At 66.5% G+C, this 25,852-nt stretch carries 33 protein-coding genes and 1 tRNA gene; 28 read left to right on the top strand and 6 right to left on the bottom strand.

Annotated elements, in window-relative coordinates; genetic code table 11:
• Nucleotides 1-830 precede the first annotated feature (830 nt).
• Nucleotides 831-2,048 carry an orc1/cdc6 family replication initiation protein gene (locus tag NO931_RS19450; RefSeq protein ID WP_256394025.1) on the top strand — a complete coding sequence of 406 codons (1,218 nt, stop codon included), beginning with the start codon at nt 831-833 and terminating at the stop codon, nt 2,046-2,048.
• Between the two features lie 384 nt (nt 2,049-2,432).
• Here NO931_RS19450 and NO931_RS19445 read toward each other — a convergent pair whose 3' ends face one another.
• The 5 genes from NO931_RS19445 to NO931_RS19425 form a co-directional block, all read right to left on the bottom strand.
• Entirely contained in the window at nt 2,433-2,933 is a 501-nt protein-coding gene (locus tag NO931_RS19445; RefSeq protein ID WP_256394024.1) for a double winged helix-containing putative transcriptional regulator, read from the bottom strand.
• Between the two features lies 1 nt (nt 2,934).
• Complete coding sequence (mch, locus tag NO931_RS19440; protein ID WP_256394023.1) at nt 2,935-3,867, bottom strand: methenyltetrahydromethanopterin cyclohydrolase; 933 nt, start codon at nt 3,865-3,867, stop codon at nt 2,935-2,937.
• 140 nt (nt 3,868-4,007) lie between these two features.
• Nucleotides 4,008-4,217 carry a heavy-metal-associated domain-containing protein gene (locus tag NO931_RS19435; RefSeq protein WP_256394022.1) on the bottom strand — a complete coding sequence of 70 codons (210 nt, stop codon included), beginning with the start codon at nt 4,215-4,217 and terminating at the stop codon, nt 4,008-4,010.
• A 55-nt stretch (nt 4,218-4,272) separates the two neighbouring features.
• A complete protein-coding gene (locus NO931_RS19430) occupies nt 4,273-4,584 on the bottom strand; it encodes an MTH1187 family thiamine-binding protein (protein WP_256394021.1) in 312 nt (103 codons plus the stop codon).
• A 141-nt stretch (nt 4,585-4,725) separates the two neighbouring features.
• Nucleotides 4,726-4,796, bottom strand: a tRNA-Gly gene (locus NO931_RS19425).
• A 559-nt stretch (nt 4,797-5,355) separates the two neighbouring features.
• Between NO931_RS19425 and NO931_RS19420 the strand changes: the two genes are divergently transcribed.
• The 26 genes from NO931_RS19420 to sod all read left to right on the top strand — a co-directional run bounded on the left by NO931_RS19420 (nt 5,356) and on the right by sod (nt 20,858).
• Nucleotides 5,356-6,225 carry a putative RNA uridine N3 methyltransferase gene (locus tag NO931_RS19420; protein ID WP_256394020.1) on the top strand — a complete coding sequence of 290 codons (870 nt, stop codon included), beginning with the start codon at nt 5,356-5,358 and terminating at the stop codon, nt 6,223-6,225.
• A 7-nt stretch (nt 6,226-6,232) separates the two neighbouring features.
• Entirely contained in the window at nt 6,233-7,255 is a 1,023-nt protein-coding gene (locus NO931_RS19415) for a 50S ribosomal protein L3 (RefSeq protein WP_256394019.1), read from the top strand.
• Nucleotides 7,256-7,258: 3 nt separating this feature from the next.
• Entirely contained in the window at nt 7,259-8,011 is a 753-nt protein-coding gene (rpl4p, locus tag NO931_RS19410) for a 50S ribosomal protein L4 (protein ID WP_256394018.1), read from the top strand.
• Complete coding sequence (locus NO931_RS19405) at nt 8,008-8,262, top strand: 50S ribosomal protein L23 (protein WP_256394017.1); 255 nt, start codon at nt 8,008-8,010, stop codon at nt 8,260-8,262. The genes rpl4p and NO931_RS19405 overlap by 4 nt, the downstream gene beginning before the upstream one ends.
• 2 nt (nt 8,263-8,264) lie before the next feature.
• Nucleotides 8,265-8,987: a 50S ribosomal protein L2 gene (locus tag NO931_RS19400; RefSeq protein ID WP_256394016.1), complete on the top strand. Its 723-nt coding sequence runs from the start codon at nt 8,265-8,267 to the stop codon at nt 8,985-8,987.
• Nucleotides 8,984-9,409 (top strand): 30S ribosomal protein S19, encoded by a 426-nt coding sequence (locus tag NO931_RS19395; RefSeq protein ID WP_256394015.1) that lies wholly within the window; start codon nt 8,984-8,986, stop codon nt 9,407-9,409. The genes NO931_RS19400 and NO931_RS19395 overlap by 4 nt, the downstream gene beginning before the upstream one ends.
• A 3-nt stretch (nt 9,410-9,412) precedes the next feature.
• Nucleotides 9,413-9,874 carry a 50S ribosomal protein L22 gene (locus NO931_RS19390; RefSeq protein WP_256394014.1) on the top strand — a complete coding sequence of 154 codons (462 nt, stop codon included), beginning with the start codon at nt 9,413-9,415 and terminating at the stop codon, nt 9,872-9,874.
• Complete coding sequence (locus NO931_RS19385) at nt 9,874-10,818, top strand: 30S ribosomal protein S3 (protein WP_256394013.1); 945 nt, start codon at nt 9,874-9,876, stop codon at nt 10,816-10,818. Before NO931_RS19390 ends, NO931_RS19385 begins: the two co-directional genes overlap by 1 nt.
• Nucleotides 10,818-11,033: a 50S ribosomal protein L29 gene (rpmC, locus tag NO931_RS19380; protein ID WP_256394012.1), complete on the top strand. Its 216-nt coding sequence runs from the start codon at nt 10,818-10,820 to the stop codon at nt 11,031-11,033. Before NO931_RS19385 ends, rpmC begins: the two co-directional genes overlap by 1 nt.
• A gap of 1 nt (nt 11,034) precedes the next feature.
• A complete protein-coding gene (locus NO931_RS19375) occupies nt 11,035-11,526 on the top strand; it encodes a ribonuclease P protein component 1 (protein ID WP_256394011.1) in 492 nt (163 codons plus the stop codon).
• A complete protein-coding gene (locus NO931_RS19370) occupies nt 11,511-11,858 on the top strand; it encodes a 30S ribosomal protein S17 (RefSeq protein WP_256394010.1) in 348 nt (115 codons plus the stop codon). Before NO931_RS19375 ends, NO931_RS19370 begins: the two co-directional genes overlap by 16 nt.
• A complete protein-coding gene (locus NO931_RS19365) occupies nt 11,858-12,256 on the top strand; it encodes a 50S ribosomal protein L14 (protein ID WP_256394009.1) in 399 nt (132 codons plus the stop codon). The genes NO931_RS19370 and NO931_RS19365 overlap by 1 nt, the downstream gene beginning before the upstream one ends.
• Nucleotide 12,257: 1 nt before the next feature.
• Complete coding sequence (gene rplX / locus NO931_RS19360; protein WP_256394008.1) at nt 12,258-12,614, top strand: 50S ribosomal protein L24; 357 nt, start codon at nt 12,258-12,260, stop codon at nt 12,612-12,614.
• Nucleotides 12,611-13,366, top strand: coding sequence for a 30S ribosomal protein S4e (locus tag NO931_RS19355; protein ID WP_256394007.1), 756 nt, complete (start codon nt 12,611-12,613; stop codon nt 13,364-13,366). Before rplX ends, NO931_RS19355 begins: the two co-directional genes overlap by 4 nt.
• Nucleotides 13,363-13,887, top strand: coding sequence for a 50S ribosomal protein L5 (locus NO931_RS19350; RefSeq protein WP_256394006.1), 525 nt, complete (start codon nt 13,363-13,365; stop codon nt 13,885-13,887). The genes NO931_RS19355 and NO931_RS19350 overlap by 4 nt, the downstream gene beginning before the upstream one ends.
• Nucleotides 13,884-14,066: a 30S ribosomal protein S14 gene (locus NO931_RS19345; protein WP_097008248.1), complete on the top strand. Its 183-nt coding sequence runs from the start codon at nt 13,884-13,886 to the stop codon at nt 14,064-14,066. Before NO931_RS19350 ends, NO931_RS19345 begins: the two co-directional genes overlap by 4 nt.
• Nucleotides 14,067-14,068: 2 nt before the next feature.
• Nucleotides 14,069-14,461, top strand: a complete 393-nt coding sequence (locus NO931_RS19340; RefSeq protein ID WP_256394005.1) for a 30S ribosomal protein S8 — start codon at nt 14,069-14,071, stop codon at nt 14,459-14,461.
• Between the two features lie 2 nt (nt 14,462-14,463).
• Nucleotides 14,464-14,997, top strand: a complete 534-nt coding sequence (locus tag NO931_RS19335) for a 50S ribosomal protein L6 (RefSeq protein WP_256394004.1) — start codon at nt 14,464-14,466, stop codon at nt 14,995-14,997.
• Nucleotides 14,998-15,000: 3 nt separating this feature from the next.
• Entirely contained in the window at nt 15,001-15,708 is a 708-nt protein-coding gene (locus NO931_RS19330) for a 50S ribosomal protein L32e (RefSeq protein WP_256394003.1), read from the top strand.
• Nucleotides 15,705-16,175 (top strand): 50S ribosomal protein L19e, encoded by a 471-nt coding sequence (locus NO931_RS19325; RefSeq protein WP_256394002.1) that lies wholly within the window; start codon nt 15,705-15,707, stop codon nt 16,173-16,175. The genes NO931_RS19330 and NO931_RS19325 overlap by 4 nt, the downstream gene beginning before the upstream one ends.
• Nucleotides 16,175-16,723, top strand: a complete 549-nt coding sequence (locus tag NO931_RS19320) for a 50S ribosomal protein L18 (protein WP_256394001.1) — start codon at nt 16,175-16,177, stop codon at nt 16,721-16,723. Before NO931_RS19325 ends, NO931_RS19320 begins: the two co-directional genes overlap by 1 nt.
• Nucleotides 16,720-17,364, top strand: a complete 645-nt coding sequence (locus NO931_RS19315) for a 30S ribosomal protein S5 (RefSeq protein WP_256394000.1) — start codon at nt 16,720-16,722, stop codon at nt 17,362-17,364. The genes NO931_RS19320 and NO931_RS19315 overlap by 4 nt, the downstream gene beginning before the upstream one ends.
• A complete protein-coding gene (locus NO931_RS19310; protein WP_256393999.1) occupies nt 17,361-17,828 on the top strand; it encodes a 50S ribosomal protein L30 in 468 nt (155 codons plus the stop codon). The genes NO931_RS19315 and NO931_RS19310 overlap by 4 nt, the downstream gene beginning before the upstream one ends.
• A 4-nt stretch (nt 17,829-17,832) precedes the next feature.
• A complete protein-coding gene (locus tag NO931_RS19305) occupies nt 17,833-18,336 on the top strand; it encodes an uL15m family ribosomal protein (protein WP_256393998.1) in 504 nt (167 codons plus the stop codon).
• Between the two features lie 3 nt (nt 18,337-18,339).
• On the top strand, nt 18,340-19,797 hold the full coding sequence (gene secY, locus NO931_RS19300; protein WP_256393997.1) for a preprotein translocase subunit SecY: 1,458 nt from the start codon (nt 18,340-18,342) through the stop codon (nt 19,795-19,797).
• Nucleotides 19,798-20,255: 458 nt separating this feature from the next.
• Nucleotides 20,256-20,858 (top strand): superoxide dismutase [Mn], encoded by a 603-nt coding sequence (sod, locus tag NO931_RS19295; protein WP_256393996.1) that lies wholly within the window; start codon nt 20,256-20,258, stop codon nt 20,856-20,858.
• 95 nt (nt 20,859-20,953) lie between these two features.
• Here the strand turns inward: sod and NO931_RS19290 are convergent, their stop codons facing one another.
• On the bottom strand, nt 20,954-21,928 hold the full coding sequence (locus NO931_RS19290) for an ArsR/SmtB family transcription factor (protein WP_256393995.1): 975 nt from the start codon (nt 21,926-21,928) through the stop codon (nt 20,954-20,956).
• A 486-nt stretch (nt 21,929-22,414) separates the two neighbouring features.
• Between NO931_RS19290 and NO931_RS19285 the strand changes: the two genes are divergently transcribed.
• Complete coding sequence (locus NO931_RS19285) at nt 22,415-25,828, top strand: MEDS domain-containing protein (RefSeq protein ID WP_256393994.1); 3,414 nt, start codon at nt 22,415-22,417, stop codon at nt 25,826-25,828.
• The last annotated feature ends 24 nt before the right edge of the window (nt 25,829-25,852 follow it).

Raw genomic sequence — 25,852 nt, 5'->3', positions numbered from 1 at the left:
GTGTTGCCTCTCGCTCCATAAAACCTAACTCGATTCGGTCGATACTACCACTGAGGCGTGCGTTTTCGGGCATAGATCACTTTGAAAACGCTACGCCTCACCCTTCAATCCTTATCTGAACACCGCCGTTTCGGTGGGGTGGGCGATCGATCGGGACGGTGCGCGCTTCCGGTGACATTGTGTACGAGTCGTTGTTCCGTGTCGTCGTCGCGGGTCGAGTGCTCTTTGTCGTCTACCGCTTCGAGTTTTTGATCCCAGGCGCGTACGCACTCCCACACCACCAGTTCAAGTGGGATGGCATCACAACCGTGTCCCTCTCACGAAGCGTCTTTCGCGGAACCGCCCACCGACATTTTCGTGGGATCACACCGCCGGTTCACGTGCATCACTCCCGTACCATCTGCGTCGCTCCCGGACGAAACAACGGACGAAGTGCGGGGTCCATCTCTCCGTGTGGTCTTCCGACTTACGCTCTACCGGATCGACTGCCGTACCGCCTTGCACACCACCGATTCGAGTGCGTGTCGTTCTCGGCGGGATGCCCCGCCTCGTCGGGTGGCACGGCGACATCGTCCGGCGTGACGTCGAGGGACCTACCGACGATCGATTCGACGTATTGAAAACGGGCCGGGAGTAACGGACATCAGTCCACTCCGTTGCGCCGCGTACGGATTTTGATGCTGGCTCTCGCGCAGACGGCTCCGGGGTCGTTCTGCTCCATGATGGCGCTGCGCATTCGAACCGGTGGTGTGTTCTCATTTAAATATCTCTCGCACACTCGAAGCAGTTGAACCGGTGGCTTTATCAGATGCTGGCTGACTGCTAGACGCATGGGCCGGTTCACTCGTCGGCGGTCGATCTTCGAGGAGAAGGACGCGCTCCGCGACGATTACGAACCGGAATCGCTGGAAGCTCGCGACGAGGAACTCGACGCGTACACCGACGCGCTGCAACCGGTCGTCGACGGCTGGCAACCCAACAACATCTTCCTGTACGGCAAGACCGGCGTCGGCAAGACCGCGGCGACCGAGTATCTGCTCTCGGAACTGGCCGCCGACTGCCGACAGTACGACGACGTGGACCTGTCGATCGTCCACGTCAACTGCAACACGCTCAACTCCTCCTACCAGATCGCGGTCCACCTCGTCAACGAACTGCGCGACCCGGGGCGTCAGATCAGCACCACGGGGTATCCGGAAGCGACCGTGTTCGACATGCTCTACGACGAATTGGAGTCGATCGGCGGGACGGTGCTGATCGTCCTCGACGAGATCGACAACATCGGCACCGACGACGACATCCTCTACGAGCTTCCCCGCGCTCGGTCGAACGGCTACCTCGAATCGGTCAAGCCCGGCCTCATCGGCATCTCGAACAACTTCGCGTTTCGCGATCAGCTCTCGCCGAAGGTCAAAGACACGCTCTGCGAGGAAGAACTACACTTCTCGCCGTACGACGCCGGCGAACTGCGCCAGATCCTCCGGTCGCGCGCCGAGCTGGCGATCCGCGACGACGCGCTCGATCAGGACGTCATTCCGCTCTGTGCCGCGATCGCCGCCCAAGACACCGGCAGCGCCAGACAGGCGATCACGCTACTGCTCCGGGCGGGCGAACTCGCGAGCAACGACGACGCCGAGGCGATCGCAGAGTCTCACGTTCGGACGGCCCGGAACGTGATCGAGACCGAGCGCGTGCAGGAGGGGATGCGTCAGCTGACGGTCCACGGCCACCTCGTGTTGCTGGCGGTCACCGCCCACGCGACCCGCGACGAGACGCCGGTCCGGATGCGCGACCTCTATCCCCGGTACCGACGGTACTGCGACCACCTCGCCGTCGATCCGATCACGAAGCGTTCCGTCCACGACCACCTCGGCGACCTGACGATGCAGAGCGTCCTCGAACGCCACGAGCGCAACGCCGGCGCTCGCGGGAACTACTACGAGTACGCGCTGGAGGTTCCGATCGCGGCCGCGCTTGACGCGCTCGAAGACGTCGGGTCGTTCGACGACATCGTGGCGGATCTCCGTCACCGCGCGCCGCAGTCGTGATTGTCGTCACGGCGCATCGTCGTAGTGCTGTCTGTTATCGCACGCCGTCGTGCTGATGTTCGTCACCGCATCTCGTCGTAGCGTCTCGTCACGGACCCCCCACTGGTTTGACCACGGACTTGAACCGGTGGTGTGTGGGTGTTCACCGGCCGACCGTCTCGGATTCGTTATTCCCGGTATAGACCGCTCGCACCGCTCTATCTCGGGATTCGCCATCCGTTTCGGAGCACCACATTACGTTCCGTCTCTGAATCGCTCGTTCCATCGTACCGGCTCACTGCCGCTACGACGACCCCCTCTCCTCGTTCGGTTCGCACTTGAACCGGTGGTGTGTGGGTGTCGGCTGCCGATGACACGTTCGGTCCGCAGCCATCTTCCGGCGTCCTACCGATCGGCGGCGTCGATGCCGAACAGCGCGCCCCACCCCAGCAACCGCTCCGTTCGGTCGCGCCAGACCGCCTCCCAGTCGTCGTGGCGCCGCCGCTCCCACTCGGGCACTTCCTCGCGGACGGCCTCGAAGGCAGCCTCGACAGCGGCGTCTCCCGTTAGCTCCGAGGCGGCATCCCCGGACAGCCCCGCAGCGGCGTCCAGCGCGTCGTCGGCGCCGACGACGCGCTCGCGAAACGCCGTCGCGAGTTCGTCACGGTCGAGGTCGTGGCGCGTTCGCGCGTAGCCGTTTTGCTTGCGATCGACCAGTTCCAGCGCTCGCAAGAACGTGAGCCACGTCTCGGCGTCCTGGCGACTGCCCAGCCCTGTCCGGTCCTGCAGGCGCGCACAGCAGTCCGCCTGAGCGTCGGGCACCAGCGGGACGGCGCGCCGAGCCTCCTCGATTCCCTCCAGCGAGTCGGGCGGCTCGGGGACCGGTTTGAACTGCTGTTGGGACATCTCAGAGGTCGAAGCTCTCGGCGAGCAGCTCCTCGTCGGTCGCGCCGTACACTTCGGTCGGGCCGCCGAGCACGTCGATCGTCACCTGCGCGGGCGCGAAGACGCTCTCCTCGACGTCGTAGAAGTCCCAGTCGGCGTCCGCGAAGATGTCGGCGAACGGCCGGCCGTACTCGTCGCTCGCCGTCGAGACGACTTCGTCGAACCGGTCGAACTCCGAGTCGACCGTCAGGTGGACCTGCCCGCCGTAGGCCAGCGCGTCGTTGGTCCGGCCGAGGGCGGTCTCCTCGTCGCCGGCGACCGGCGGCATCGGCGCGCTCGCGGTCGCGCCAACCAGATCCAGCGGGTCGTAGCCCAGCTCCGAGAGGCGGAACGCGGCGAGTTCGGCCGCGCGGGCTGCAGTCGTCACGCTGCCGACGACGCTGGCGGTCGGGAACGTGGGGAGGAACACGCCGCTGGTCTCGACGTCGGCCATGCGCGCGACCTGCTCGGCGACGGCCTCGTCGGGCAGTTCGTCGCTCTCGACGGCTAACACTGTGAGGTCGAACGCGTCGTGGTAGCCGACGCGCGCGAACTCCTCTTCGTCGCCGACCAGCGCACGGGCCGGGCCACTTCCCAGTCCCTCGAACCCGTCGGCGCTGAGCTCCCAGCCCGCCTTCTGGGAGCACAGCAGCGCCAGCGCGGGGTGATCAGTCGATAGCTCGACGTGCGGGATCGGCGCGCCGGCGACCTCGTCCATCCGCGTCTGGACGGTCGCCAGCCCGGCGGTCTGGATCTCCGCGAGCAGCAGTCCGGCCTCGACGCCGCCCGAAAACTCGACGCCGAAGTCCAGCACCGTCGCCTCGTTGTCGAGTTCGCGCGCGCCGATATCGAGCTCCTCGGCGAAGTCCAGCGCTTCGTCGACCAGCTCGATCGCCATCCGGTTGAGACTCTCCATGCCGGTGGGTTGTCCGCCCTCCCGTTTACCCTTTCGTGATCGGAACGGCGCGGCCGCTCCGCGACGGCGTCGGTGCGCGTTCGCCCGAAAAACCAGGTGTTCTGTGAACCGATGAGGCGTTCCGCGGGGCGGCGTCAGGTCTACCCGGCGACCTCGTAGCCTGCGGCCTCGATCGCGTCGCTCATCTCCGCGGCGTCGGTCTTTTTCTCCTCGTAGGTGACCGACACGCTACCGCCTTCGTGGTCGGCGTTGACGCTCTTGACGCCCTGGAGGTCGTCGAGCGCCTCGGACACGTTGCCCTCGCAGCCGGCACAGGACATTCCCTCGACGTCGAAGCTGAGCTGTTCCATGGTCGACCTCCTGTAGGGACTGCTCGCTTGAAGGGCTTTCGCGGAACCGGTTCGGCTACCGCTCGCTTCGGGGCGCTCGCCCCAGGTGATCCTCGACCGATTGCACTTTTGCGTCGGCGTCCGTCTCGACCGTCCGCTTATCGTCGATCTTCAGTACAGTACTGACTCGGTCTGCGTCGACGGCCTCGTGGGCCGCCTGTGCGGCGGCGAACAACTCTTCGGTCGTCTCGGCCTCGATCACCGTCCCCATCGGGTTGGTCTCGTACTCGACGTCGTAGTCGTCGAGCGCGTCGACCGCTTTGGCGACCTCGCCGGCCATGCTGTCCTCGATCACCGGTGCGACCGACAGGAGTGCGACGACTGTCATGGTCGACTCGTTCACGTCCGGACGCCTAACGCTACTGGTTCTCGCAATGGCTGGTCTACTGGTTCCCGCGAAATCGCGACGAGCGGTCGATAATTATCGGGATGACGGCACTCCTGCTCGGGAGTTAGCTTCGGAGAGAAATGCGTCGGCTGGGATTTGAACCCAGGTTGTGACCATGGCAAGGTCACGTGATACCACTACACTACCGACGCCCTTCGTCTGCAATCACAACTATCGGGGGATGAATGTAAAAGGGTTGCGAATCGACGCCGCTCCGTCACGCGAAACCACGGGACGGTGCCGCGTGCCGGCGGCGCCGGATCGACCGTTCGTCTTCGGCGGCGCGACGACGATTCGTGCGCACTCTCGAGCGGACGCCGGCTCTACCGCGGCGTCAGAAGGCGCTGCATCGAAAGGTCCGTTTCTCGCTGGAGCTACAGTCTGCCAAAGCGGCATCGTGCTGCCGAAGCGGTATCCTGACGCGCGTCACGAGCGGCATCGCACTGAACCGCATCACGACGGAGAGCGGCGTCACGACGGAGCGACATCGTACCGGAGCCGCGTCTACCTCCCCGATCGACTCCGCTTATTAGGTCTCTACGCACGCGGGCGGAGCGACCGCCTCCGAAACGACGCCGTCCAGAATCGCGTGAACCCCTCACAACGCGGATGTGAACGGCTCACAGCCCCGAATCCGTTCCGCTACCCTTATACCACCGGACGGGAAAAACATCGGCACAGTCTAGTGGCGAGGCGTCGAAGCGTCACGGCATGACAGTCAGCCTGCTCGTGCCGTCGTCCCTCGTCCGGGAAGCCGAAGACAAGCGCGAGGCGACGCGCAAGATCGGTTACGTCGCCCGCGCGGCGACGGTGTTCCGGGCGGACCGCTTGACCGTCTTCCCCGACGGGGAAGGCGAGCGTAGATGGGGCGGCGGGTTCGTCGAAACGGTGTTGCGGTACGCCGCGACGCCACCCTACCTCCGAAAGGAGGCCTGGGGGCGTCGGGACGAACTGGAGTATGCCGGCATCCTGCCGCCGCTGCTCGCCTCGTCACAGACCGGCTCCGGATCAGACGGTCCGGGGTCGACAAGACAGGGAATCGTGACCGAGGTCGGACCTGACGGGCGCGTACGGGTCAATTGCGGAATGCAACACCCGATCTCGCTCGGCGTCCCTCCGGGAATGGAGGTGACCGAGGGAGAACGCGTAACAGTCAGGATCTCTTCGCGAGAGCCGGTCCGTGCGAAGCTGGTCGACGAACCCCTTCCGGGGTTCTCGGTCGATCGTGCGGACCTATCGGAAGCGCTCGGCCGTGAGGACGCCGGCGTCCGGATCGCGACGTCGAGATTCGGCGAGAATCTCACCACGTCGCGGCTCGGATCGCTGGCCGGACGCGTCAGGGCGGACGGGACGACCGTCGCCTTCGGCGCGCCCGAGAGAGGGCTTCCGGCGATGCTCGACGGTATCACCGTCGACGACGCGGACGGCGACGAGGGCGGCTCGTCGCGGATCACAGTCGAATCGGACGCACCCAACCGGTTCGACCTCTGGCTGAACACGGTCCCGAACCAGGGCAGCGAGGTCGTGCGAACGGAGGAAGCGATGTTCGCCTCACTCGCCAGCCTGACACTACCAGAGTGAAATAACAATGCCACAACCAAGCAGACCACGCAAAGGCTCGTTGGGGTTCGGCCCCCGCAAGCGCGCGACCAGCGAGGTACCGCGCTTTAGATCGTGGCCGGACGACGACGGACAGCCGACGCTGCAGGGTTTCGCCGGTTACAAGGCCGGCATGTCCCACGTGGTGATGATCAACGACGAAGCCGACTCCCCGCGCGAAGGAATGGAGGAGACGGTGCCCGTCACCATCGTGGAGACCCCGCCCATGCGGGCGGTCGCCCTGCGAGCGTACGAGGACACACCCTACGGAAAGACGCCCCTGACGGAGATCTGGGCCGACGAGTTCCACGACGAACTCGACCGGACGCTGGATCTGCCCGAGGACCACGACCGCGACGCCGCCGAATCCGAGATCCGAGAGACCCTCGAGGACGGTCGGATCGCGGACCTGCGGATGATCACGCACACGGTCCCCGAGGAGGTCAAGAGCGTCCCCAAGAAGAAGCCCGACGTCATGGAGACTCGGATCGGCGGCGGCTCCCTCGAGGACCGCCTCGAATACGGTCTCGATCTGCTGGAGGAGGGCGGCTCGCACGCCGCCGACCAGATCTTCCGGCCCGGCGAGTATCTCGACGTCGCCGGCGTCACCAAGGGCAAGGGCACCCAGGGCCCCGTCAAGCGCTGGGGCGTCCAGAAACGCAAAGGCAAGCACGCCCGCCAGGGCTGGCGGCGCCGGATCGGTAACCTCGGCCCCTGGAACCCGTCGCGCGTTCGCTCGACGGTTCCCCAGCAGGGTCAGACCGGCTACCACCAGCGCACGGAGCTGAACAAGCGCCTCATCGATCTCGGCGAGGGCGGCGAAGACGGCGTCACTCCCGACGGCGGCTTCGTCAACTACGGCGAGGTCGAGGGCGACTACGCGCTCATCAAGGGCTCGGCACCGGGTCCCGAGGAGCGCCTGCTCCGACTGCGGACGGCCGTGCGACCGAACGACCAGCCGCGCCTCGACCCCGAGGTGCGCTACGTATCCACGGAGTCGAACCAGGGATAATTCATGCAAGCAACAGTACGCGACCTGGACGGCGAGGACGCGGGCACGGTCGACCTGCCGGGGGTCTTCGAGACCCACGTTCGGCAGGACCTGATCGAGCGCGCGGTGCTCGCCGCCCAGGCAAACAGAAAGCAGGACTACGGCGCAGACGAGTACGCCGGCCTCCGGACCCCGGCCGAGTCGCCGGGCAGCGGTCGCGGCATGGCCCACGTTCCCCGACAGAACGGGGAAGCCCGCCGCGTCCCCCAGGCCGTCGGCGGGCGCAAGGCGCATCCGCCGAAGGCCGAGAAGGACCAGGGCCTCGACGTCAACGACAAGGAGCGAAAGAAGGCGGTCCGCTCGGCGATCGCCGCCACCGCGGACGCCGATCTGGTGGCCGAGCGCGGCCACGAGTTCGACGAGGATCTCGAACTGCCGCTCGTCGTCGACGACGAGTTCGAGGATCTGGTCAAGACCCAGGAGGTCGTTTCGCTGCTCGAGGAGCTCGGCGTCCACGAGGACGTCGAGCGCGCCGACGAGAATCGATCGATCCGCTCGGGTCGCGGTAAGACTCGCGGACGGAAGTACAAGACGCCGAAGTCGATCCTCTTCGTCACGTCGAGCGACGCCGGCCTCTCGAAGGCCGCGCGCAACCTCGCCGGCGCCGACGTCGCGACGGCCGCGGAGGTCAACGCCGAGGACCTCGCGCCCGGCGCGCAGGGCGGTCGACTGACGGTGTTCACCGAGAGCGCACTCGAGGAGGTGGCCGAGCGATGAGCAGTGTGATCGTACACCCGCTCGTCACGGAGAAGGCGATGAACGACATGGACTTCGAGAACAAGCTCCAGTTCGTCGTCGACATCGACGCCGCCAAGCCCGAGATCGCCGACGCCGTCTCCGAGCGATTCGACGTCGACGTCGTCGACGTCAACACGCAGATCACGATGGACGGCACCAAGAAGGCCACCGTGAAGCTCGGTGAGGACGACGCGGCCGACGAGGTCGCCTCCAGAATCGGGGTGTTCTAAGAATGGGACGACGAATTCAGGGACAACGACGCGGTCGCGGCGGCTCGACGTTCCGAGCTCCTTCGCACCGCTACAAGTCCGACAAGCAGCACAAGACCGCAGAAGACAGCGACCTCGTCGCTGGCGACGTCATCGACATCACGCACGACCCCGCGCGCTCCGCGCCCGTGGCGGTCGTCGAGTTCGACGACGGCGACCAGCGGATGGTGCTGGCGCCGGAAGGCGTCGGCATCGGCGACCGAATCCAGGTCGGCATCTCAGCGGAGATCCAGCCCGGCAACACGCTTCCCCTGGCCGAGATCCCGGAAGGCGTGCCGGTCTGTAACGTCGAGGCCAACCCCGGCGACGGCGGTCAGTACGCTCGCGCCTCCGGCGTGAGCGCGGACCTGATCACGCACGATCGGGACGCCGCGGTCATCCAGCTCCCGTCGGGCGAGGTCAAGCGCCTCGACCCCGACTGCCGAGCGACCATCGGCGTCGTCGCCGGCGGCGGACGGACGGAGAAGCCGTTCGTCAAGGCCGGTAACAAGCACCACAAGATGAAAGCACGCGGGACGAAGTACCCGCGCGTCCGCGGTGTGGCGATGAACGCCGTCGACCACCCGTTCGGTGGCGGCGGCCGCCAGCACCCCGGCAAACCCAAGAGCGTCTCGCGGGACACGCCCCCGGGCCGCAAAGTCGGTGACATCGCGTCCAAGCGAACCGGACGGGGTGGGAACGAATGAGCGAATCCGAATACAGAACCGGCCGCGAAGGTGAGTTCACCTACCGCGGTCACACACTCGACGAGCTGCAGGAGATGGATCTCGAGGAAGTCGCGGAACTGCTCCCCGCACGCCAGCGGCGAACTATCGAGCGCGGGCTCACCGTCGAGCACGAGAAGCTGCTCGAGAAAGCCAGCGACAAGGGCGAGGAGGAGACGGCCAACGACCCGATCCGAACGCACCTGCGCGACATGCCGATCCTGCCCGAGTTCGTCGGACTGACGTTCGCGGTCTACACCGGCCAGAGCTTCGAGCGCGTCGAGGTTCAGCCCGAGATGATCGGCCATTACCTGGGCGAGTTCCAGCTCACCCGGACGTCCGTCGAACACGGTCAGGCCGGCATCGGTGCGACCCGCTCGTCGAAGTTCGTACCGCTCAAGTAAACCATGGGAATCAACTACAGCGTCGACGTGGACCCGGATTCGACGGCGAAAGCCATGCTCCGGGAGCGTCACATGAGCCACAAGCACAGCAAGGCGATCGCCCGAGAGATCAAGGGCAAGACCGCCGCCGAGGCCACCGAGTACCTCGAAGCGGTCATCGCCGAGGAACAGCCCGTCCCGTTCCGCCAGCACAACAGCGGCGTCGGCCACAAGTCCGGCGTCGACGGCTGGGACGCCGGTCGCTACCCCGAGAAGGCCAGCGGCGAGTTCCTCGACCTGATCGAGAACGCCGTCAACAACGCCGACCACCAGGGGTTCGACGGCGAGGAGATGATCATCGAGCACGTCGCCGCCCACAAGGTCGGCGAGGTGCAGGGCCGCAAGCCCCGCGCGATGGGCCGAGCGACGGCCTGGAACACGATCGAAGTGGACGTCGAACTCATCCTCAAGGAGGCTGACGAATAATGGCAGACGAACACCAGTTCATCGAGGACGGGATGCAGAAGTCCCAGATCGACGAGTTCTTCGCCGACGAACTGGGTCGCGCCGGCTACGGCGGCATGGACGTCGCCAAGACGCCGATGGGCACCCAGATCGTCCTGAAAGCCGAGAAGCCCGGTATGGTGATCGGCAAGGGCGGCGAGAACATCCGAAAGATCACGACGGCCCTCGAGGAGCGGTTCGACCTCGAGGACCCCCAGATCGACGTTCAGGAGGTCGACGAACCCGACCTGAACGCCCGGATCGTCGCCGACCGACTCGCGAACGCGCTCGAGCGCGGTTGGTACTTCCGCAAGGCGGGCCACACCACGCTCGAACGCATCATGGACGCCGGCGCGCTGGGCGCCGAGATCGTCCTGTCGGGGAAGGTCACCGGCGCGCGATCGCGCGTCGAGAAGTTCAACGACGGCTACATCAAGCACAACGGCGAGCCCGCCGAGACGATCGTCGACCACGGTCAGGGCGTCGCCGTCATGAAGCTCGGGACGATCGGCGTGGACGTCAAGATCATCCCGCCGGGCGCCGAGCTGCCCGACGACTTCGAGATCGAGGAGGACGCCGACGTGTCCGCTCTCGAGGAAGAGGTCGAGGCCGGCGAGGGCGTCGAGGAGCTGCTCGAGGAGCCCGACGAGGAGGAACTCGAGGAGCTCGAAGAGGGCGCCGCGGCCAGCGAGGCCGACGCCGAAGCCGAGTCCGCCGAGGAAGTCCTCGACGAGGAAGTCGTCGAGGAGGCCGCCGAGGCCGACGACGAGGAGTTCGAGGAGGTCGAGGTCCCCGGCGACGAGGACGAGGAGATCGCCGAGGAGCTCGACGAACTCGAAGAGGACGTCGAGGCCGAGGCCGACGAGCTGATGGAAGAGATGGAAGAGGAGGCCGACGAGGACTCCGACGAGGGAGGTGACGCCTGATGCCGATTCTCCACCCCGAGGAGATCCGCGACATGACGGCCGCCGAGCGCGAGGCAGAACTCGAGGAGTTCGAGACCGAGCTGCTCAACGCAAAGGCCGTGCAGGCCGCGGGTGGCGCCCCGGAGGATCCGGGTCGCATCAGCGAGCTTCGCAAGGCCGTCGCGCGGATCAAGACGATCCAGCGCGAGGAAGGCGACGTCGAAGACGAGGAATAACATGCCACTGACACCCGAGACGCTGCCACGACACGAACTCAACGGCCTGCACGCGCGGGTCGTCGAGGCTCCGAACGCAGACCTCGTCGGGATCGAGGGGCGGGTCGTCGTCGAGACGGCCAACACTCTCCATCTCGACAGCGTTCCCGCAGGGGAACGATCGGACAGCGGCGCGTCTCGGGTGCGACAGGTGCCGAAGCAGGGCTCGAAATTCGAGTTCGCGATCGAGGACCGTGCCAGCGGGCACGCCACAGATGAAGCCGCCGACCCCGAGAAGGGGTTGGGGATCGCGTCAGAACTGGAGGCAGGGCAGACGGCGACCGCGCAGGACGATCCTGCGCTTGCCGACCGACCGGTCGGCGATCGGGAAACCGACGCCGCCGCTCCCTCCGGCGATGGCGTGACCTACGTTACGGTGGATGGCTCGCGACTGCTCTCACGACCCGCCGAACGCACCGAAACACGAGGGAATTCACCATGGCAATCGGATTAAACGTACCAGAGCCGGAGACCACCTGCTCCGACGAGAACTGCCCGTTCCACGGATCGCTATCCGTGCGCGGCCAGACGCTCGAGGGCGAGGTGGCCTCCACAGACATGACGAAGACCGTGATCGTCGAGCGGGAGTACGACGTGAACGTGCCGAAGTACGACCGACTGATGAAGCGACGCAGCCGAGTGCCGGCCCACGCGCCGGAGTGTCTCGGCCTCTCGGTCGGCGACACGGTTCGCATCGCAGAGACGCGACCGCTCTCGAAGACCAAGAGCCACGTCGTCGTCGAGCAGGTCGACGGCGAGGACGCCGCCGCGGGAGGTGGCGACTGATGGAAGCGCTGAACGCTGACGTGACCCAGGGCCTCGAGAAGGGCTCGCTGATCACGTGCGCCGACAACACCGGCGCGCGCGAACTGAAGGTCATCAGCGTGGCCGGTTACTCCGGCGCCAAGAACCGCCACCCGAAGGCGGGTCTGGGCGACAAGATCACCGTGTCGGTCACCAAGGGGACGCCCGAGATGCGTCGCCAGGTGCTCGAAGCGGTAGTCGTCCGCCAGCGCAAGTCGATCCGCCGACCCGACGGCACCCGCCTCAAGTTCGAGGACAACGCCGCCGTCGTCATCGACGAGAACGAGGAACCGCGCGGGACCGAGATCAAGGGTCCCATCGCGCGGGAGGTCGCAGAGCGGTTCGGAAGCATCGCAAGCACCGCTACGATGATCGTATAGTATGACACGACAACCACGCAAACAGCGAAATCAGACGGACGACGCGCCCCTGCACGAGCGACACAAGCAGGTCCACGCCACCCTGTCCGACGAGCTCCGCGACGAGTTCGACCGTCGCCGCGCCCGCGTCAACGCGGGCGACACGGTCGAGATCATGCGCGGTGACCACGCCGGAGAGGAGGAGGAAGTCGTCACCGTCGACCTCAAAGACGGCGTCGTCCACGTCGAGGACGTCACCGTCGAGAAGGCCGACGGCGAGGAGGTCCCGCGGCCGCTGGACGCCAGCAATCTCCGCATCACGGACCTCGATCTCGAGGACGACCGGCGCGAGGCCCGTCTCCGAGGTGATAGCGAATGACGAAACACCAGAAACGACTGTCAGCACCGGACTCCTGGCCGGTCGAGCGCAAGACCGACACCTTCACCGTGAAGGCCGGTTCCGGCCCGCACGGACGCGAGGGCGTACCCCTCGTCGTCCTGATGCGGGACGTGCTCGGCTACGCCGACTCCAAGAAGGAAGCGCGCTACGCGCTGAACAACGACGCGGTCCTCGTCAACGGCGTCGCCGTCTCCGACGAGAGCCGCCCGATCGGGATGTTCGACATCCTGGCGTTCACGGAGCGAGAGGAGTACTACCGTGTCTTCCCCGACGAAGGGGGCCGGCTCGCGCTCTCGGCCATCGACGCCGACGCAGCGGGCAGCAAGCTCGGCAAGATCGACGACAAGCAGCAGGTTCCCGGCGGGGACTCGCAGCTCAACCTCCACGACGGGCAGAACCTGCTCGTCGAGGACGGGAGCGAGTACGGCGGCGGCGACTCGATCGTCGTCGACAACGAGACCGACGAAATCGTCGCCCACTTCCCCTACGAGGAGGGCGCGCTCGTGACGGCCGTCCGCGGCCAGCACGCCGGCGAGATCGGCCGGATCGAGGAGATCCAGGTCACTCCCGGCAGCGGCGACAACGGCGTCCTCGTCGAGGGCGTCGCCGGCAGCGGCGACTTCGAGACCGTCGAGCCCTACGTCGTCGTCATCGACGAGAACTTCGTCGAGGGCGGCCTCGACGAGGCGTCCGCGGAAGACGACGAGACTGAGGAGGGTGACGACGAATGAGCGAAGCAGAAGCCGACTTCCACGAGATGCGCGAACCGCGCGTCGAGAAGGTCGTCGTCCACATGGGCGTCGGTCAGGGCGGCCGCGAGCTCGCCAACGCCGAGGAGATCCTCGAGGAGGTCGCCGGGCAGGAGAGCGTTCGCACGCAGGCGAAAGCGACCAAGCCGGACTTCGGGATCCGCCAGGGCGATCCGATCGGCGCGAAGGTCACCCTTCGCGCTGACGACGCCCACGAGTTCCTGGAGACCGCGCTGCCGCTCGCCGATCTGCGAGCGTCGCAGTTCGACGACACCGGCAACTTCAGCTTCGGGATCGAGGAGCACACCGACTTCCCGAGCCAGGAGTACGACCCGAGCATCGGGATCTTCGGACTGGACGTCACCGTCAACCTGGTGCGTCCCGGCTACCGCGTCGCCAAGCGCGACAAGGCCAGCCGCTCGATCCCCTCGAACCACCGGCTCGACCCCGAGGACGCGGTCGCGTTCGTCGAGTCGACCTTCGACGCGGAGGTATCCAAATGAGCGAAAGCGAGAACGGCAACGAACAGACGGGCGAGCACGCCACCAAGCGTACGGGCCAGCTCGAAGAGTGCCAGCGCTGCGGCCGCAAGCAGGGACTGGTCGGCAAGTACGACATCTGGCTGTGTCGACAGTGCTTCCGCGAGATCGCCCGCTCGATGGGATTCAAGAAGTATCGATAACCATGACAGCAAACGATCCCCTCAGCAACGCGCTTTCCGGCATCAGCAACGCCGAGAGCGTGGGGCATCTCACGCACGAGGTATCGCCCGCCTCGAACGAGATCGGACAGGTACTCGAGGTCTTCTACGACCGCGGGTACGTCGACAGCTTCGAGTTCGTCGACGACGGCAAGTCCGGTCAGTTCGAGGTCGAATTGAAGGGTGCCATCAACGAGTGCGGGCCGGTCAAGCCCCGTTACTCCGCTGGCGCCGACGAGTTCGAGAAGTGGGAGAAGCGGTTCCTCCCCGCCCGTGACTACGGGACGCTCGTCGTCACGACCAGCCACGGCATCATGAGCCACTACGAGGCCCGCGAACAGGGCATCGGTGGCCAGGTCATCGCGTACGTGTACTGACAATGAAGGAAACAGTCGAACTACCGGACGAGGTCAGCGCCGAGGTCGACCACCTCGAGCTGACCGTCGAGGGACCGAACGGAAGCGTCACACGGCGCCTCTGGTACCCCGACGTGACGGTCTCGGTCGACGACGGCGCCGTCGTCATCGAGAGCGAGAACGAGGACGCGAAGACCAACGCGACGGTCGGCACGTTCCGCAGCCACGTCGCGAACATGATCCACGGCGTCTCCGAGGGCTGGGAGTACACGCTCGAAGTGTTCTACTCCCACTTCCCGATGCAGGTGCGCGCCGAGAACGGCGAGGTCGTGATCGAGAACTTCCTCGGCGAGAAGGCCGCCCGTCGGACGCAGGTCCACGGCGACACCGACGTCGAGGTCGACGAGGAACTGATCACGGTCTCGGGGCCCGACAAGGAAGCGGTCGGCCAGACGGCCGCCGACATCGAACAGCTGACGACGGTCTCGGGGAAGGACGTTCGCGTCTTCCAGGACGGCGTCTACATCACCGAGAAACCCGCCAAAGGAGGTGCCTGATAGATGGCAGACGACCCCGAAACGCTAGAAGACATCAGCGGCGTCGGCGACAGTAAGGCCGAAGCGCTCCGCGAGGCCGGCTTCGAGTCGGTCGAGGACATCAAGGCGGCGAGCCAGGATGACCTCTCGAGCGCAGACGGCATCGGTAACGCGCTGGCTGCCCGTATCAAGGCCGACGTCGGCGACCTCGAAGTCGACGAGGACGCCGAGACCGAAGCCGAGATCGAAGACGAAGCCGCCGAGGAAGAGGCCGAGGAGGAAGACGTCGAGACGGAGCTCCAGCCCCGCGGGCTGGCCTCCAAGACGCCCGACCTCTCGGAGAACGAACAGCGCCTGCTCGACCAGCGCAAGCGGGTCGGCAAGCCGGCGTTCCGGCAGCAGGACTACCACAAGAAGAAGCGAATCCCCGAGTCCTGGCGCAAGCCCCGCGGCGCGCTCTCGAAGATGCGCCGCGGTCACAAGGGCAAGGGCGACATGGTCGAGGCCGGCTACCGGACGCCCGAGGCCGTTCGCGGGAAGCACCCCAGCGGCTTCGAGGAGGTCCGCGTCCACAACACGGACGACCTCGAGGGCGTCGACCCCGACACCGAGGCCGTACGGATCGCCTCGTCGGTCGGCGCGCGCAAGCGCGAGCGCATCGAGGAGCAGGCCGAAGACGCAGAGATCCGGGTGCTGAACCCGACCTACGTCGAAGTGGAGGTCGAACAATGACGGATCTGAGCTCACAGAAGCGACTCGCAGCGGACGTGCTCGACGTCGGGAAGAACCGCGTCTGGTTCGACCCCGACCAGCAGGGCGAGATCGTCGACGCGATCACCCGCGAGGACATCCGCGAGCTCGTCGATCAGGGAACCATCCGCGCCGAAGAAAAGAAGGGCAACTCTCGAGGCCGCGCACGCGAGCGCGCCGAGAAACGCGCCTACGGCCACCAGAAAGGCCCCGGCACGCGCCAGGGCAAGGCCGGCGCGCGGCAGGATCCCAAAGACGAGTGGCGAGGCAAAGTGCGAGCCCAGCGTCAGCTTCTCCGCGAACTCCGCGACTCCGGGGCGATCGATCCCGGACAGTACCGCGAGCTGTACAACAAGTCTCGCGGCGGGGAGTTCCGCGACCGCAAGCGGCTGGTGAACTACATCGAGAACAACTACGACGTCGAAGTCGACGTCGAAGGTGATCAATAATGGCGAGTGGACCACGATACAAGGTGCCGATGCGGCGCCGCCGCGAGGTCCGGACCGACTACCACCAGAGGTTGCGCCTCCTCAAATCCGGCAAACCGCGGCTTGTCGCTCGAAAGAGCAACAAGCACGTCTCGGCGCAGCTGATCGTCCCCGGACCGCAGGGCGACGAGACCGAGGTAAGCGCGAACTCCAGCGATCTGGCAGAGTACGGCTGGGAAGCCCCGACGGGTAACCTCCCCGCCGCCTACCTGACAGGACTGCTCGCTGGTCAGCGCGCGATCGACGCCGGTCTGGAGGAAGCGGTGCTGGACATCGGCCTCAACACGGCGACGGAAGGGAGCAAAGTCTTCGCAGTACAGGAAGGGGCGATCGACGCGGGCGTCGAGATTCCCCACAACGAGAGCGTGCTGGCGGACTGGTCGCGTAACCGCGGCGAGCACATCGCCGAGTACGCCGAGCAGCTCGACGAGCCGCTGTACAGCGGCGAGTTCGACGCGGCTGAACTGCCCGAGCACTTCGACGAAGTGCGGGAGGAGATCCTAGAATGAGCGCAAACTACAACGACGCCTGGGAACCGGTCACCCGGCTCGGGCGCAAGGTACAGGAGGGCGAAATCGACACGATGGAGGACGCCCTCAACTCCGGTCTTCCCCTGAAGGAGCCGGAGGTCGTCGACCAGCTCCTGCCGGGGCTGGAAGACGAGGTGCTGGACATCAACATGGTACAGCGGATGACCGACTCGGGTCGCCGAGTCAAGTTCCGCTGCGTCGTCGCCATCGGCAACCGCGACGGGTTCGTCGGCTACGCCGAGGGCCGCGACGACCAGGTCGGCGCCGCGATCCAGAAGGCGATCGACATCGCCAAGCTGAACATGATCAACGTCTCGCGGGGCTGTGGCTCCTGGGAGTGTGGCTGTGGCCGTCCCCACACGGTCGCGCTGCGCTCGACCGGCAAGGCCGGCTCCGTCGAAGTCGAACTGCGACCCGCGCCGCGAGGCCTCGGCCTTGCGGGCGGCGAAACGGTGCGCAACGTGCTCGAACTCGCGGGCATCGAGGACGTGTGGACGCGCTCCTCGGGTAACACGCGCACGACCGTGAACTTCGCGAAGGCGACGTTCAACGCGCTCCAGAACACGGCCGAAGCGCGTGTCCCCGAGCGAGCCTTCGAGAAGCGCGAGGTGATCGAATGACGAAAGCAGTCGTTCAGCTCCGGAGCGAAGTGAACATGGAGGGCGGCGTCGAGGACACGCTCTCGATGCTGAACCTCTCGCGGATCAACCACTGCACGCTCGTCCCCGAGACGGAAGCCTACACCGGGATGGTCCACAAGGTCAACGACTACGTTGCCCACGGCCAGCCCAGCCAGGACGTCGTCGAGACGCTGCTGGCCAAGCGCGCCGAGCCCCTCGAGGGCGACGCCGAGGTCGACGACGAGTGGATCGCCGACAACACGGACTACGACGATGCCAGCGACCTCGCGGCTGCGCTGATCGACGAGGAGACGAAGCTCCAGGACGAGGGGCTCTCGCCGGTGCTTCGGCTGCACCCGCCGCGCAGCGGCCACGAGGGCATCAAGCACCCGACCAAGGAGGGCGGGCAGCTCGGCAAACACACCTCCGAGGAGATCGACGACCTCCTCACAGCGATGCGATAAGATCATGACCAGCAAGAAACGACGCCAGCGCGGTTCGCGCACGCACGGCGGCGGTTCCCACAAGAACCGCCGCGGGGCCGGCCACCGGGGCGGCCGCGGCGCGGCCGGGCGCGACAAACACGAGTTCCACAACTACGAACCGCTCGGCAAACACGGCTTCACCCGACCCGAGTCCGTTCAGGACGAGGTTCTCGAGATCGCGGTCCAGAAGCTCGACGAGGACGCCGCCGTATACGCGGCGGATGGCCTCGCCGAGGAGACCGACGACGGGTTCCGCCTCGACGCGCGCGACATCGTCGAGGACGGCCACGAGGCCGACGTCGTCAAGGTGCTCGGCGGTGGGCAGGTCCGCAACCAGCTCGAAGTCGTCGCCGACGCCTTCTCCGCGAGCGCTCGCGCGCTCATCGAGGAGGCAGACGGCGAGGCGACCCTGAGCGACCGCGCCGAGGAAGCCGAGGACGAGGACGAACCACAAGACGTATCCCAGACAGAGGCAGACGGGGAGTAAGACATGGGATGGAAGGAGGTCGCTGAACCGGTCCTGACGCGGATGCCGATCGTCCGCCAGCCGAAGAGCCACGTGCCGTTCAAGCGCAAGCTGCTGTGGACTGGCGGAGTACTGATGCTGTACTTCCTGCTGACCAACATCTACTTGGTCGGCGTGCCCCGCGGCTCGGAGAGCGCACTGTTCCAGCAGTTCCAGTCGATCCTGGCCGTCGGTCAGGGGACGCTGATGCAGGTCGGCATCGCGCCGATCGTCACCGCGAGCATCGTGCTGCAGCTGCTGGGTGGGACCGACCTGCTCGGGCTGGACACGGACGATCCGCGCGATCAGGTCCTCTATCAGGGCCTCCAGAAGCTGCTGGTGGTCGTGATGACCGTCATGATGGCCATCCCGACCGTCTGGGCGGGCCTCCTGACCGTCGACCCCAATCTCGCGAGCCAGCTGGGCATCTCCCAGCTCGGCCTCGAGCTGCTGGTGTTCGCACAGATCGTCGTCGGCGGAATCCTGATCCTCTACATGGACGAGATCGTCTCCAAGTGGGGGGTCGGGAGCGGCGTCGGGCTGTTCATCATCGCCGGCGTCAGCCAGAAGCTCGTGTCCGGGCTGTTTAGCCCGCGGGCCGGCGGGTTCTTCCCGACCTGGTTCGACATCGCGCTCGGCCGGGCGGGCCCCGAGGGCTCGCTGGTCGGCGGCAGCGGGCTCCAGTACCTGATCTTCGGCGAGGGCCAACTGCTCGCGCTGTTCACGACGGTGCTGATCTTCGTCGTCGTCGTGTACGCCGAGAGCGTCCGCGTGGAGATCCCCCTCTCGCACAGCCGCGTGAAAGGGGCTCGCGGTCGCTTCCCGGTGAAACTCATCTACGCGAGCGTCCTGCCGATGATCCTCGTCCGCGCGCTGCAGGCGAACCTGCAGTTCCTCGGGCAGATCCTCAACAGGACCGCGGGAATGCCGTCGTGGCTCGGCGTCTACCAGCAGGGGAGCCCGGTCAGCGGGTTCTTCTACTACACGTCGCCGATCTACTCCCCCGACCAGTGGATGTGGTGGGCCGGCGGCTCGGCCGCCAACTACGAGATCTGGCAGATCATGCTCCGGGTCGGGATCGACCTGACCGTCATGATCGTCGGCGGCGCCGTGTTCGCCATCTTCTGGGTCGAGACGACCGACATGGGCCCGGAATCGACGGCGAAACAGATCCAGAACTCCGGGATGCAGATCCCCGGATTCCGCCAGAACACCGGCGTGCTCGAGAAGGTCATGGAGCGGTACATCCCGCAAGTGACCGTCATCGGCGGCGCGCTGGTCGGCCTGCTGGCCGTGATGGCGAACATGCTCGGTACCATCGGGACGGTGACCGGCACCGGGCTGCTGCTGACGGTCTCGATCACGTACAAGCTGTACGAGGAGATCGCCGAGGAGCAGCTCATGGAGATGCACCCGATGATGCGGGACATGTTCGGGAAGTAGCGCCGACTCTCCGTTCGGTTTTTCTTTCGACGCTCGTCGGGTAGTGGCGGCACTATTGTGGACGGCGTATCCACCGCTCGCGTTCCCGCTGGTCGGCTTCCACGCGGTCGGCTTCTGAATCCCGTAGACCGGCTTCCGACGCCGCGGCATCGTGGCGCAGTGAGTGTCATCGTACGAGGATGCGGGGTCAGCGGTTCGGTTCGTCGTCGGACTGGCTCTCGACGGCGCCGATTCGAAGCGTCTCTTCGCTTGGACCTTCACACGGTCTCTCATCCACACATAAGCGTCACGGAGGCCGAACGTCGATAGTGGTATGTTTTGACAGGAGTGTTGGCCATCTCCGCTACTGGCGCCGCTCTGCAATTGAAACATGACTTCGAAACCAGTCACGAGATCTACTAAAAGGCGCTACAGAGAAACTTCATGTCGCAAGCATTCGTAGGGGAAGACGCATCAATATGAGCGACTACGAACTGCCGCCGCTGCCGTACGACTACGACGCGCTCGAACCGCACATCAGCGAACAGGTACTCACCTGGCATCACGACACGCACCACCAGGGCTACGTCAACGGCTGGAACGCCGCCGAAGAAACCCTCGCAGAGAACCGCGAGGAAGGCGAGTTCTCGTCGTCGGCCGGCGCCATCCGGAACGTCACGCACAACGGCTCCGGGCACGTTCTCCACGACCTGTTCTGGCAGTCGATGAGCCCCGAGGGCGGCGACGCGCCCGAGGGCGACCTCGCCGACCGCATCGCAGAGGACTTCGGCTCCTACGAGGCCTGGCAGGGCGAGTTCGAGGCCGCCGCCTCGGCCGCCGGCGGCTGGGCGCTGCTGGTCTACGACTCCTTTAGCAACCAGCTCCGCAACGTCGTCGTCGACAAGCACGACCAGGGCGCGCTCTGGGGCTCCCACCCGATTCTGGCGCTCGACGTCTGGGAGCACTCCTACTACCACGACTACGGCCCCGCCCGCGGCGAGTTCGTCGAGAACTTCTTCGAGGTCGTCGACTGGGACGAACCGTCCAGTCGCTACGAGCGGGCTGTCGAGCAGTTCGAGTAAGCCGCTCGGCCGAACTACCGCTACCGTGGCTCGCGAGTCCGGTCCGCCCGGATTCGTTTTTCGTTTCTGTGATCCCGTGTCGTTCCGATGCCGTACTACGCTTCGGGAGCGTCGGTGACGTCCGCATCGACGATCTCGGTGTCGACGACGCTGACCGATTCGTCCACGAGTACCCGAAGCGCGTCGCCGTCGCAGGGCAGCGTGAGTTGGACGCGCAGCGGCTCCTCGGAGACGATTTCCGTCCGCGCGTCGCTCACGCACCAGTCGAACTGCCAGAAGGACGCCGTGTTCAGGTCGACGCCGCGTTTCGAGTGGAACACGAGCACGTCGGCGTCGTCGAGCAGCGTGACGCCGACGGTCGATCGAAGCCGGTAGCCACAGCGCCCACAGCGGTGGGTGACGGCGACGTCCAGATCGTCCTCCTCGGGGTCGCGGACGAGCGCCGTGTCGACCGATCCGGTACACTCCGGACAGACGCCGTCCGCGGCGAGGCAGTAGTGGTGGCGGACGTAGTGGTGGAACGCCTGAAGAAAGTCTTCGGGTTCCCTGTCGTCGAGCGCGCCCGAGGGGAACGGGTAGCTCACCTGCACCGTGCCGCAGTCGGTGCAGCCGATCGAGAGCGTGTCGTCGACGTACCAGCCGTGGAGGTCGCCGTCGCAGGCGTAACAGGTCCCCTCCGCCGGGAAGAAGCCGACCTGCGCGCGCTCGGTGAGCGTCCCCGTGAAGATCGAGCTCACGACCTTGCGTCCGGGGTAGCGGAACTCGTAGCCGTCGTCGCCCTGCTTGACGAAGTGGCCGGTGAGCTTGCGAAGGTGGTAGCTGAAGTTCGCGCTGTCCTCGATGTCGACCTGCTCGAAGAGATCGGTGAAGCTGACTGGCTCCTCGTCGGCGCCGAGTTCCAGCAGCGCGCGAAGGATCTCGACGCGCGTGTCGTTCCCGAGGGTGGCGAACACGTCCGAGGGCGACATGCACGACTCGGTTCGCGCGACCGGTTCCGACTCGTCGGCGTCGCGGTCGGACTCCGCGTCTGCTTTCGCGCCGGAATCGGTCGTCCGGTCGAACTGGCTCATGAACGTTCTATTGTCGGCCGTGTGGTAAATCTGACGGAGCGGACGGGTGCGGCCGCAAAACCGATTTGGCGAGCGTATCCGTCCGCTCTCGTGTCAGAACGCTATCCATGTGTTTCCCCGGGGCTGGTTACGTCGAACTCGTGGAAAACCGTTCGGGCGTTCGTGTTCGCCGAACGGTCCCGCGACCGTCGTCTTCCGGCGTCTGGCGCCGATGGTCGTCGGCACCGCTCTGGAGGCTCGGAACCTGCTCGGCCCTGCCGACACGTACGTGAACTGATACGGGATAGACGGCGCGCTTATTTCCGTACGGGGCGTTCGAACCGGTACTCGATTGGTTAGTCGCGCCGACGCCGATTCCGACCGGACCGCGTCAGCGACGTTCCTCGCGCCAGCAACTCATATGATACGCCCCGAACGCCCGACTCCGCGAACGAAAGGTCGTGCCGCACGCCGAACGACCCGCCGCACTCCACGAGAGCCCAATCCATGAGTGGCTCCACGGAGCACGGCGCGATCGAGCGCCGGGGCCGCGAGAGCGGCCTCGACGATCTGGCGCTCGGCGACGCCGACCGCGGGCCCGTCGAACCGCCCGATGGACACGACCACATCGCGTTGCTCTACGAGTCACGCGCCGAGCAGTTCGCAGCCGTCGTCCCGTTCGTCCAGCAGGGTCTGGCCGACGGCGAGCACTGCCTGTACGTCACCGACGACAACTCGCGGGCCGACGTGCTCGCCGCATTGCGCGAGGGCGGGATCGACGTCGACGCCGCGCTCGAATCGGGCGCGCTCACGGTCCTCTCTCCGGCGGACACCTACCGCCGCGACGGCGAGTTCGACCCGGACGACATGATCACGTTTCTCCAGGACACCGTCGAGGATGTGCTCGAGGAGTACGAAGCGCTTCGGATCACCGGCGAAATGACCTGGGCGCTCGACGGCGACGCCGATGTCGAGAAGTTGGCCGAGTACGAGCGCCGGTTCGACGAGACGCTCCCGACGGGCGACTGCATCGCGCTGTGCCAGTACAACCGCGATCGGTTCCCACCGGCGGCCGTCCGCGACATCGTCAGGGCTCACCCGCACCTCGTCCACGACGGCGCCCTCTCTCGAAACCTCTACTACACGCCGCCGGCGGAGCTGGCATCGTCCGACCGGGCAGATCGGGAGGTCGACCGGATGCTGGGTGAGCTTCGGGATCAAACTGTCGCCAAGACGTCGCTGCAGAGTCACGAACGGTTTCTCGCGAAGCTCTACGAGACGATTGCGGCTCCCGACGCGACGTTCGAGGAGAAAGTCAGACGACTGCTCGAACTCGGCCGCGAGTATCTCGGACTCGATATCGGCTTTCTCTCGCAGATCGACGGCGACGCCTTCGAGATCGTCGACGCTGTCGGCTCCCACGAGCAGATCCAGCCCGGCGCCACGGCGCCGGTTTCCCAGACGTACTGTCGGCGCGTCCTCGAGGGCGACGGCCCGCTTGGCGTCGCGGACGCCGCCGCCGAAGGCTGGGAAGCGGACCCCGCCTACGAGCGATACGGGCTCGAATCGTTTCTCGGCGTCACCGTGTCGGTCGACGCCGACCAGTACGGCACGCTCTGCTTCGCGGACACGAGCGCACGCGACTACCCGTTCTCGGAGGGCCAGCAGACGTTCGTCGAACTGATGGGCGAGTGGCTCGGCTACGAACTCGACCGCGTCGAACGCGAGCGGTATCTGCGCCGGGCGTACGACGTCACGTCTGACACCGACCGGTCGTTCGACGAGAAGATCGACGCCCTGCTGGCGCTCGGCGCCGAGCGGTTCGGCGTCGACGTCGGTATGCTGACCCGGGACCGCGGCGACGACTTCGAGATCGAGGCGATGCACGGACACCATCCCGAACTCGACGAGGGAGCGACGACGCCGACGTCGTCGACGCACTACTGCCGGGAAGTCGTCGCCGAGTGCGAAACGCGGTCGGTCAGCGACGCCGCCGCCGCCGGCTGGTCCGACGACCCGCTCTACGACGCGTTCGGATTGGAGTGCTACGCCGGCGTCGAGGTTGCCGTCGGTGACGAACCGTACGGGACGATCTGCTTCGTAGACAGATCGCCGCGCGACGCCGAATTTTCCTCGGGCGAGCGAACGTTTCTGGAACTGATCGGCCAGTGGGTCGAGTACGAACTCGAACGCCGCCACCGCGAGAACCGGCTGGCCGCGCTCAACGGACTGAGCCGGGATCTGATGGAGCCCGAAACGGCGGCCGAAACGGCGTCGCGCGTCGTCACCGCAGCCGAGGAGACGCTGGCGCTTCCCGTCGCGGCGGTCGCGATCGACGCCGACGACACCGGCGCGCTCGAACCGCTCGCGGCGACGGAGGCCGGCGAGCGGCTGCTGGCCGAGCAGTCGCCGCTGGCGGTCGGCGAGGGCGTCGGCTGGGAGGCGTTCGTCAACGACGAGCCGCGGCGGCGAGCCGACCTCGGCGTCGAGACCGACGGTGGGTCGGTCTCCGAACTCGCGGCGTTCCCGCTGGGCAAGCAGGGCGTGTTCGTCGTCGGCGCGACCGAATCGGGCGGGTTCTCGTCGACCGACTACGACTTCGTCGAGACGGCCGCCGCCAACGTCGGCGCGGCGTTCGGCCGGACGCGTCGGGAACAGCAGCTCCGGTCCCGCGAGGCGACTCTCGAGGAGCGGACCGAGACGCTCGCCAGACTCGATCGCATCAACTCCATCATCCGGAACATCGATCAGGCGCTCGTCGGCGCGTCGAGCCGCGAGGAGATCCACCGCGTGGTCTGCGAGGCGCTGGCCGGCGACGACGCTCCCTACGAACTCGCGTGGGTGGGCGAGGTCGACGCCGTCGACGAGGCCGTGACGCCCGCCGAGCGCGCTGGCGCCTCGTCGTGCTACCTCGAGGAGATCGAGGTGACGTCTGCGGGCGACGTCGAGACGCTCGAACCCGCCGGACGAGCGCTCCGCACCGGCGAGGTCGAGGTCGTCGACGAAGTGGTCGGCGACCCGCCGTTCGAGCCCTGGCAGCAGGTGGCGCTCGAGCGTGGATACCAGTCGGTCGCCGCACTCCCCCTCGCCCACGGCGACACCACGTTCGGCGTCCTCTCGGTCTACGCGGCCGAGCAGGGCGTGTTCGACGAGCTGGAACGCGACGTGCTGACGGAGCTGAGCGACACGATCGCCTACGCCGCGAGCGCGCTCAAGACCAAGCGCGCGCTGGTCAGCGACGAGGTGACCGAACTCGACTTTTCGGTCTCCGACGACGATTTCTCGGTCGCCTCTCTCACTCGGGACGCCGATTGTACGTTCGTCCACGAGAACGTGGTCCCGCAGGCTGACGGTGGACTGCGAGCGTTCTTCCGGACGCACGGCGCCGCGCCGGGCGCGATCCGGGACGCCGCGGTCGGGCTGTCGATACGCGACCTGTCGCTCGTCTCGGAACGCGCGGACGACGGCGAGCGCGTGTGCCTGTTCGAGGCGCTTCTCGACGACGACTGCCCCGCGGCGACGGTCCTCGACCACGGTGGCAGGCTCGCCCGGCTCCGCGCCGAGGACGGCGAAGCGCAAGTCTCCATCGAGATCGCGTCCGGCGAACCGGCCAGAGAGTTCGCCGAGTCGTTCCGATCACGATATCCGGAGGCGACGTTCACGGGCAAGCGCACCCGCGAGCGATCCCAGGAGACGCTCACCGAGTTTCACGCCGCGCTGACCGACGACCTGACGCCCCGGCAGATCGAGGCGCTCCGGACCGCGTTCCACAGCGGCTATTTCGAGACGCCGCGGACGCGCTCGGGCAGCGAGGTCGCCGCGTCGATGGATATCACCCAGCCGACGTTCAACGACCACCTCCGAGCCGGGCAGCGCAAGCTCTTCGAGCAACTGTTCACGTCGGAATCCGGCGACGGGTGACCGCGCCGCGACGCAGATCCGCCG

It is taken from the genome of Natronoarchaeum rubrum (assembly GCF_024494695.1).
This window is presented reverse-complemented; position numbering and strand designations above follow the sequence as displayed.

Coding starts and splice junctions, on each gene's coding strand:
- rpl4p (WP_256394018.1), top strand. CDS start 7,259: ATGCAAGCAACAGTACGCGACCTGGACGGCGAGGACGCGGGCACGGTC.
- NO931_RS19415 (WP_256394019.1), top strand. CDS start 6,233: ATGCCACAACCAAGCAGACCACGCAAAGGCTCGTTGGGGTTCGGCCCC.
- sod (WP_256393996.1), top strand. CDS start 20,256: ATGAGCGACTACGAACTGCCGCCGCTGCCGTACGACTACGACGCGCTC.
- NO931_RS19390 (WP_256394014.1), top strand. CDS start 9,413: ATGGGAATCAACTACAGCGTCGACGTGGACCCGGATTCGACGGCGAAA.
- NO931_RS19385 (WP_256394013.1), top strand. CDS start 9,874: ATGGCAGACGAACACCAGTTCATCGAGGACGGGATGCAGAAGTCCCAG.
- NO931_RS19305 (WP_256393998.1), top strand. CDS start 17,833: ATGACCAGCAAGAAACGACGCCAGCGCGGTTCGCGCACGCACGGCGGC.
- NO931_RS19395 (WP_256394015.1), top strand. CDS start 8,984: ATGAGCGAATCCGAATACAGAACCGGCCGCGAAGGTGAGTTCACCTAC.
- NO931_RS19350 (WP_256394006.1), top strand. CDS start 13,363: ATGAGCGAAGCAGAAGCCGACTTCCACGAGATGCGCGAACCGCGCGTC.
- rpmC (WP_256394012.1), top strand. CDS start 10,818: ATGCCGATTCTCCACCCCGAGGAGATCCGCGACATGACGGCCGCCGAG.
- NO931_RS19335 (WP_256394004.1), top strand. CDS start 14,464: ATGAAGGAAACAGTCGAACTACCGGACGAGGTCAGCGCCGAGGTCGAC.
- NO931_RS19420 (WP_256394020.1), top strand. CDS start 5,356: ATGACAGTCAGCCTGCTCGTGCCGTCGTCCCTCGTCCGGGAAGCCGAA.
- mch (WP_256394023.1), bottom strand. CDS start 3,867: ATGGAGAGTCTCAACCGGATGGCGATCGAGCTGGTCGACGAAGCGCTG.
- NO931_RS19310 (WP_256393999.1), top strand. CDS start 17,361: ATGACGAAAGCAGTCGTTCAGCTCCGGAGCGAAGTGAACATGGAGGGC.
- NO931_RS19435 (WP_256394022.1), bottom strand. CDS start 4,217: ATGGAACAGCTCAGCTTCGACGTCGAGGGAATGTCCTGTGCCGGCTGC.
- NO931_RS19375 (WP_256394011.1), top strand. CDS start 11,035: ATGCCACTGACACCCGAGACGCTGCCACGACACGAACTCAACGGCCTG.
- NO931_RS19450 (WP_256394025.1), top strand. CDS start 831: ATGGGCCGGTTCACTCGTCGGCGGTCGATCTTCGAGGAGAAGGACGCG.
- NO931_RS19330 (WP_256394003.1), top strand. CDS start 15,001: ATGGCAGACGACCCCGAAACGCTAGAAGACATCAGCGGCGTCGGCGAC.
- NO931_RS19285 (WP_256393994.1), top strand. CDS start 22,415: ATGAGTGGCTCCACGGAGCACGGCGCGATCGAGCGCCGGGGCCGCGAG.
- NO931_RS19370 (WP_256394010.1), top strand. CDS start 11,511: ATGGCAATCGGATTAAACGTACCAGAGCCGGAGACCACCTGCTCCGAC.
- NO931_RS19340 (WP_256394005.1), top strand. CDS start 14,069: ATGACAGCAAACGATCCCCTCAGCAACGCGCTTTCCGGCATCAGCAAC.
- NO931_RS19320 (WP_256394001.1), top strand. CDS start 16,175: ATGGCGAGTGGACCACGATACAAGGTGCCGATGCGGCGCCGCCGCGAG.
- NO931_RS19355 (WP_256394007.1), top strand. CDS start 12,611: ATGACGAAACACCAGAAACGACTGTCAGCACCGGACTCCTGGCCGGTC.
- NO931_RS19405 (WP_256394017.1), top strand. CDS start 8,008: ATGAGCAGTGTGATCGTACACCCGCTCGTCACGGAGAAGGCGATGAAC.
- NO931_RS19430 (WP_256394021.1), bottom strand. CDS start 4,584: ATGACAGTCGTCGCACTCCTGTCGGTCGCACCGGTGATCGAGGACAGC.
- NO931_RS19345 (WP_097008248.1), top strand. CDS start 13,884: ATGAGCGAAAGCGAGAACGGCAACGAACAGACGGGCGAGCACGCCACC.
- secY (WP_256393997.1), top strand. CDS start 18,340: ATGGGATGGAAGGAGGTCGCTGAACCGGTCCTGACGCGGATGCCGATC.
- NO931_RS19365 (WP_256394009.1), top strand. CDS start 11,858: ATGGAAGCGCTGAACGCTGACGTGACCCAGGGCCTCGAGAAGGGCTCG.
- NO931_RS19325 (WP_256394002.1), top strand. CDS start 15,705: ATGACGGATCTGAGCTCACAGAAGCGACTCGCAGCGGACGTGCTCGAC.
- NO931_RS19315 (WP_256394000.1), top strand. CDS start 16,720: ATGAGCGCAAACTACAACGACGCCTGGGAACCGGTCACCCGGCTCGGG.
- rplX (WP_256394008.1), top strand. CDS start 12,258: ATGACACGACAACCACGCAAACAGCGAAATCAGACGGACGACGCGCCC.
- NO931_RS19445 (WP_256394024.1), bottom strand. CDS start 2,933: ATGTCCCAACAGCAGTTCAAACCGGTCCCCGAGCCGCCCGACTCGCTG.
- NO931_RS19290 (WP_256393995.1), bottom strand. CDS start 21,928: ATGAGCCAGTTCGACCGGACGACCGATTCCGGCGCGAAAGCAGACGCG.
- NO931_RS19400 (WP_256394016.1), top strand. CDS start 8,265: ATGGGACGACGAATTCAGGGACAACGACGCGGTCGCGGCGGCTCGACG.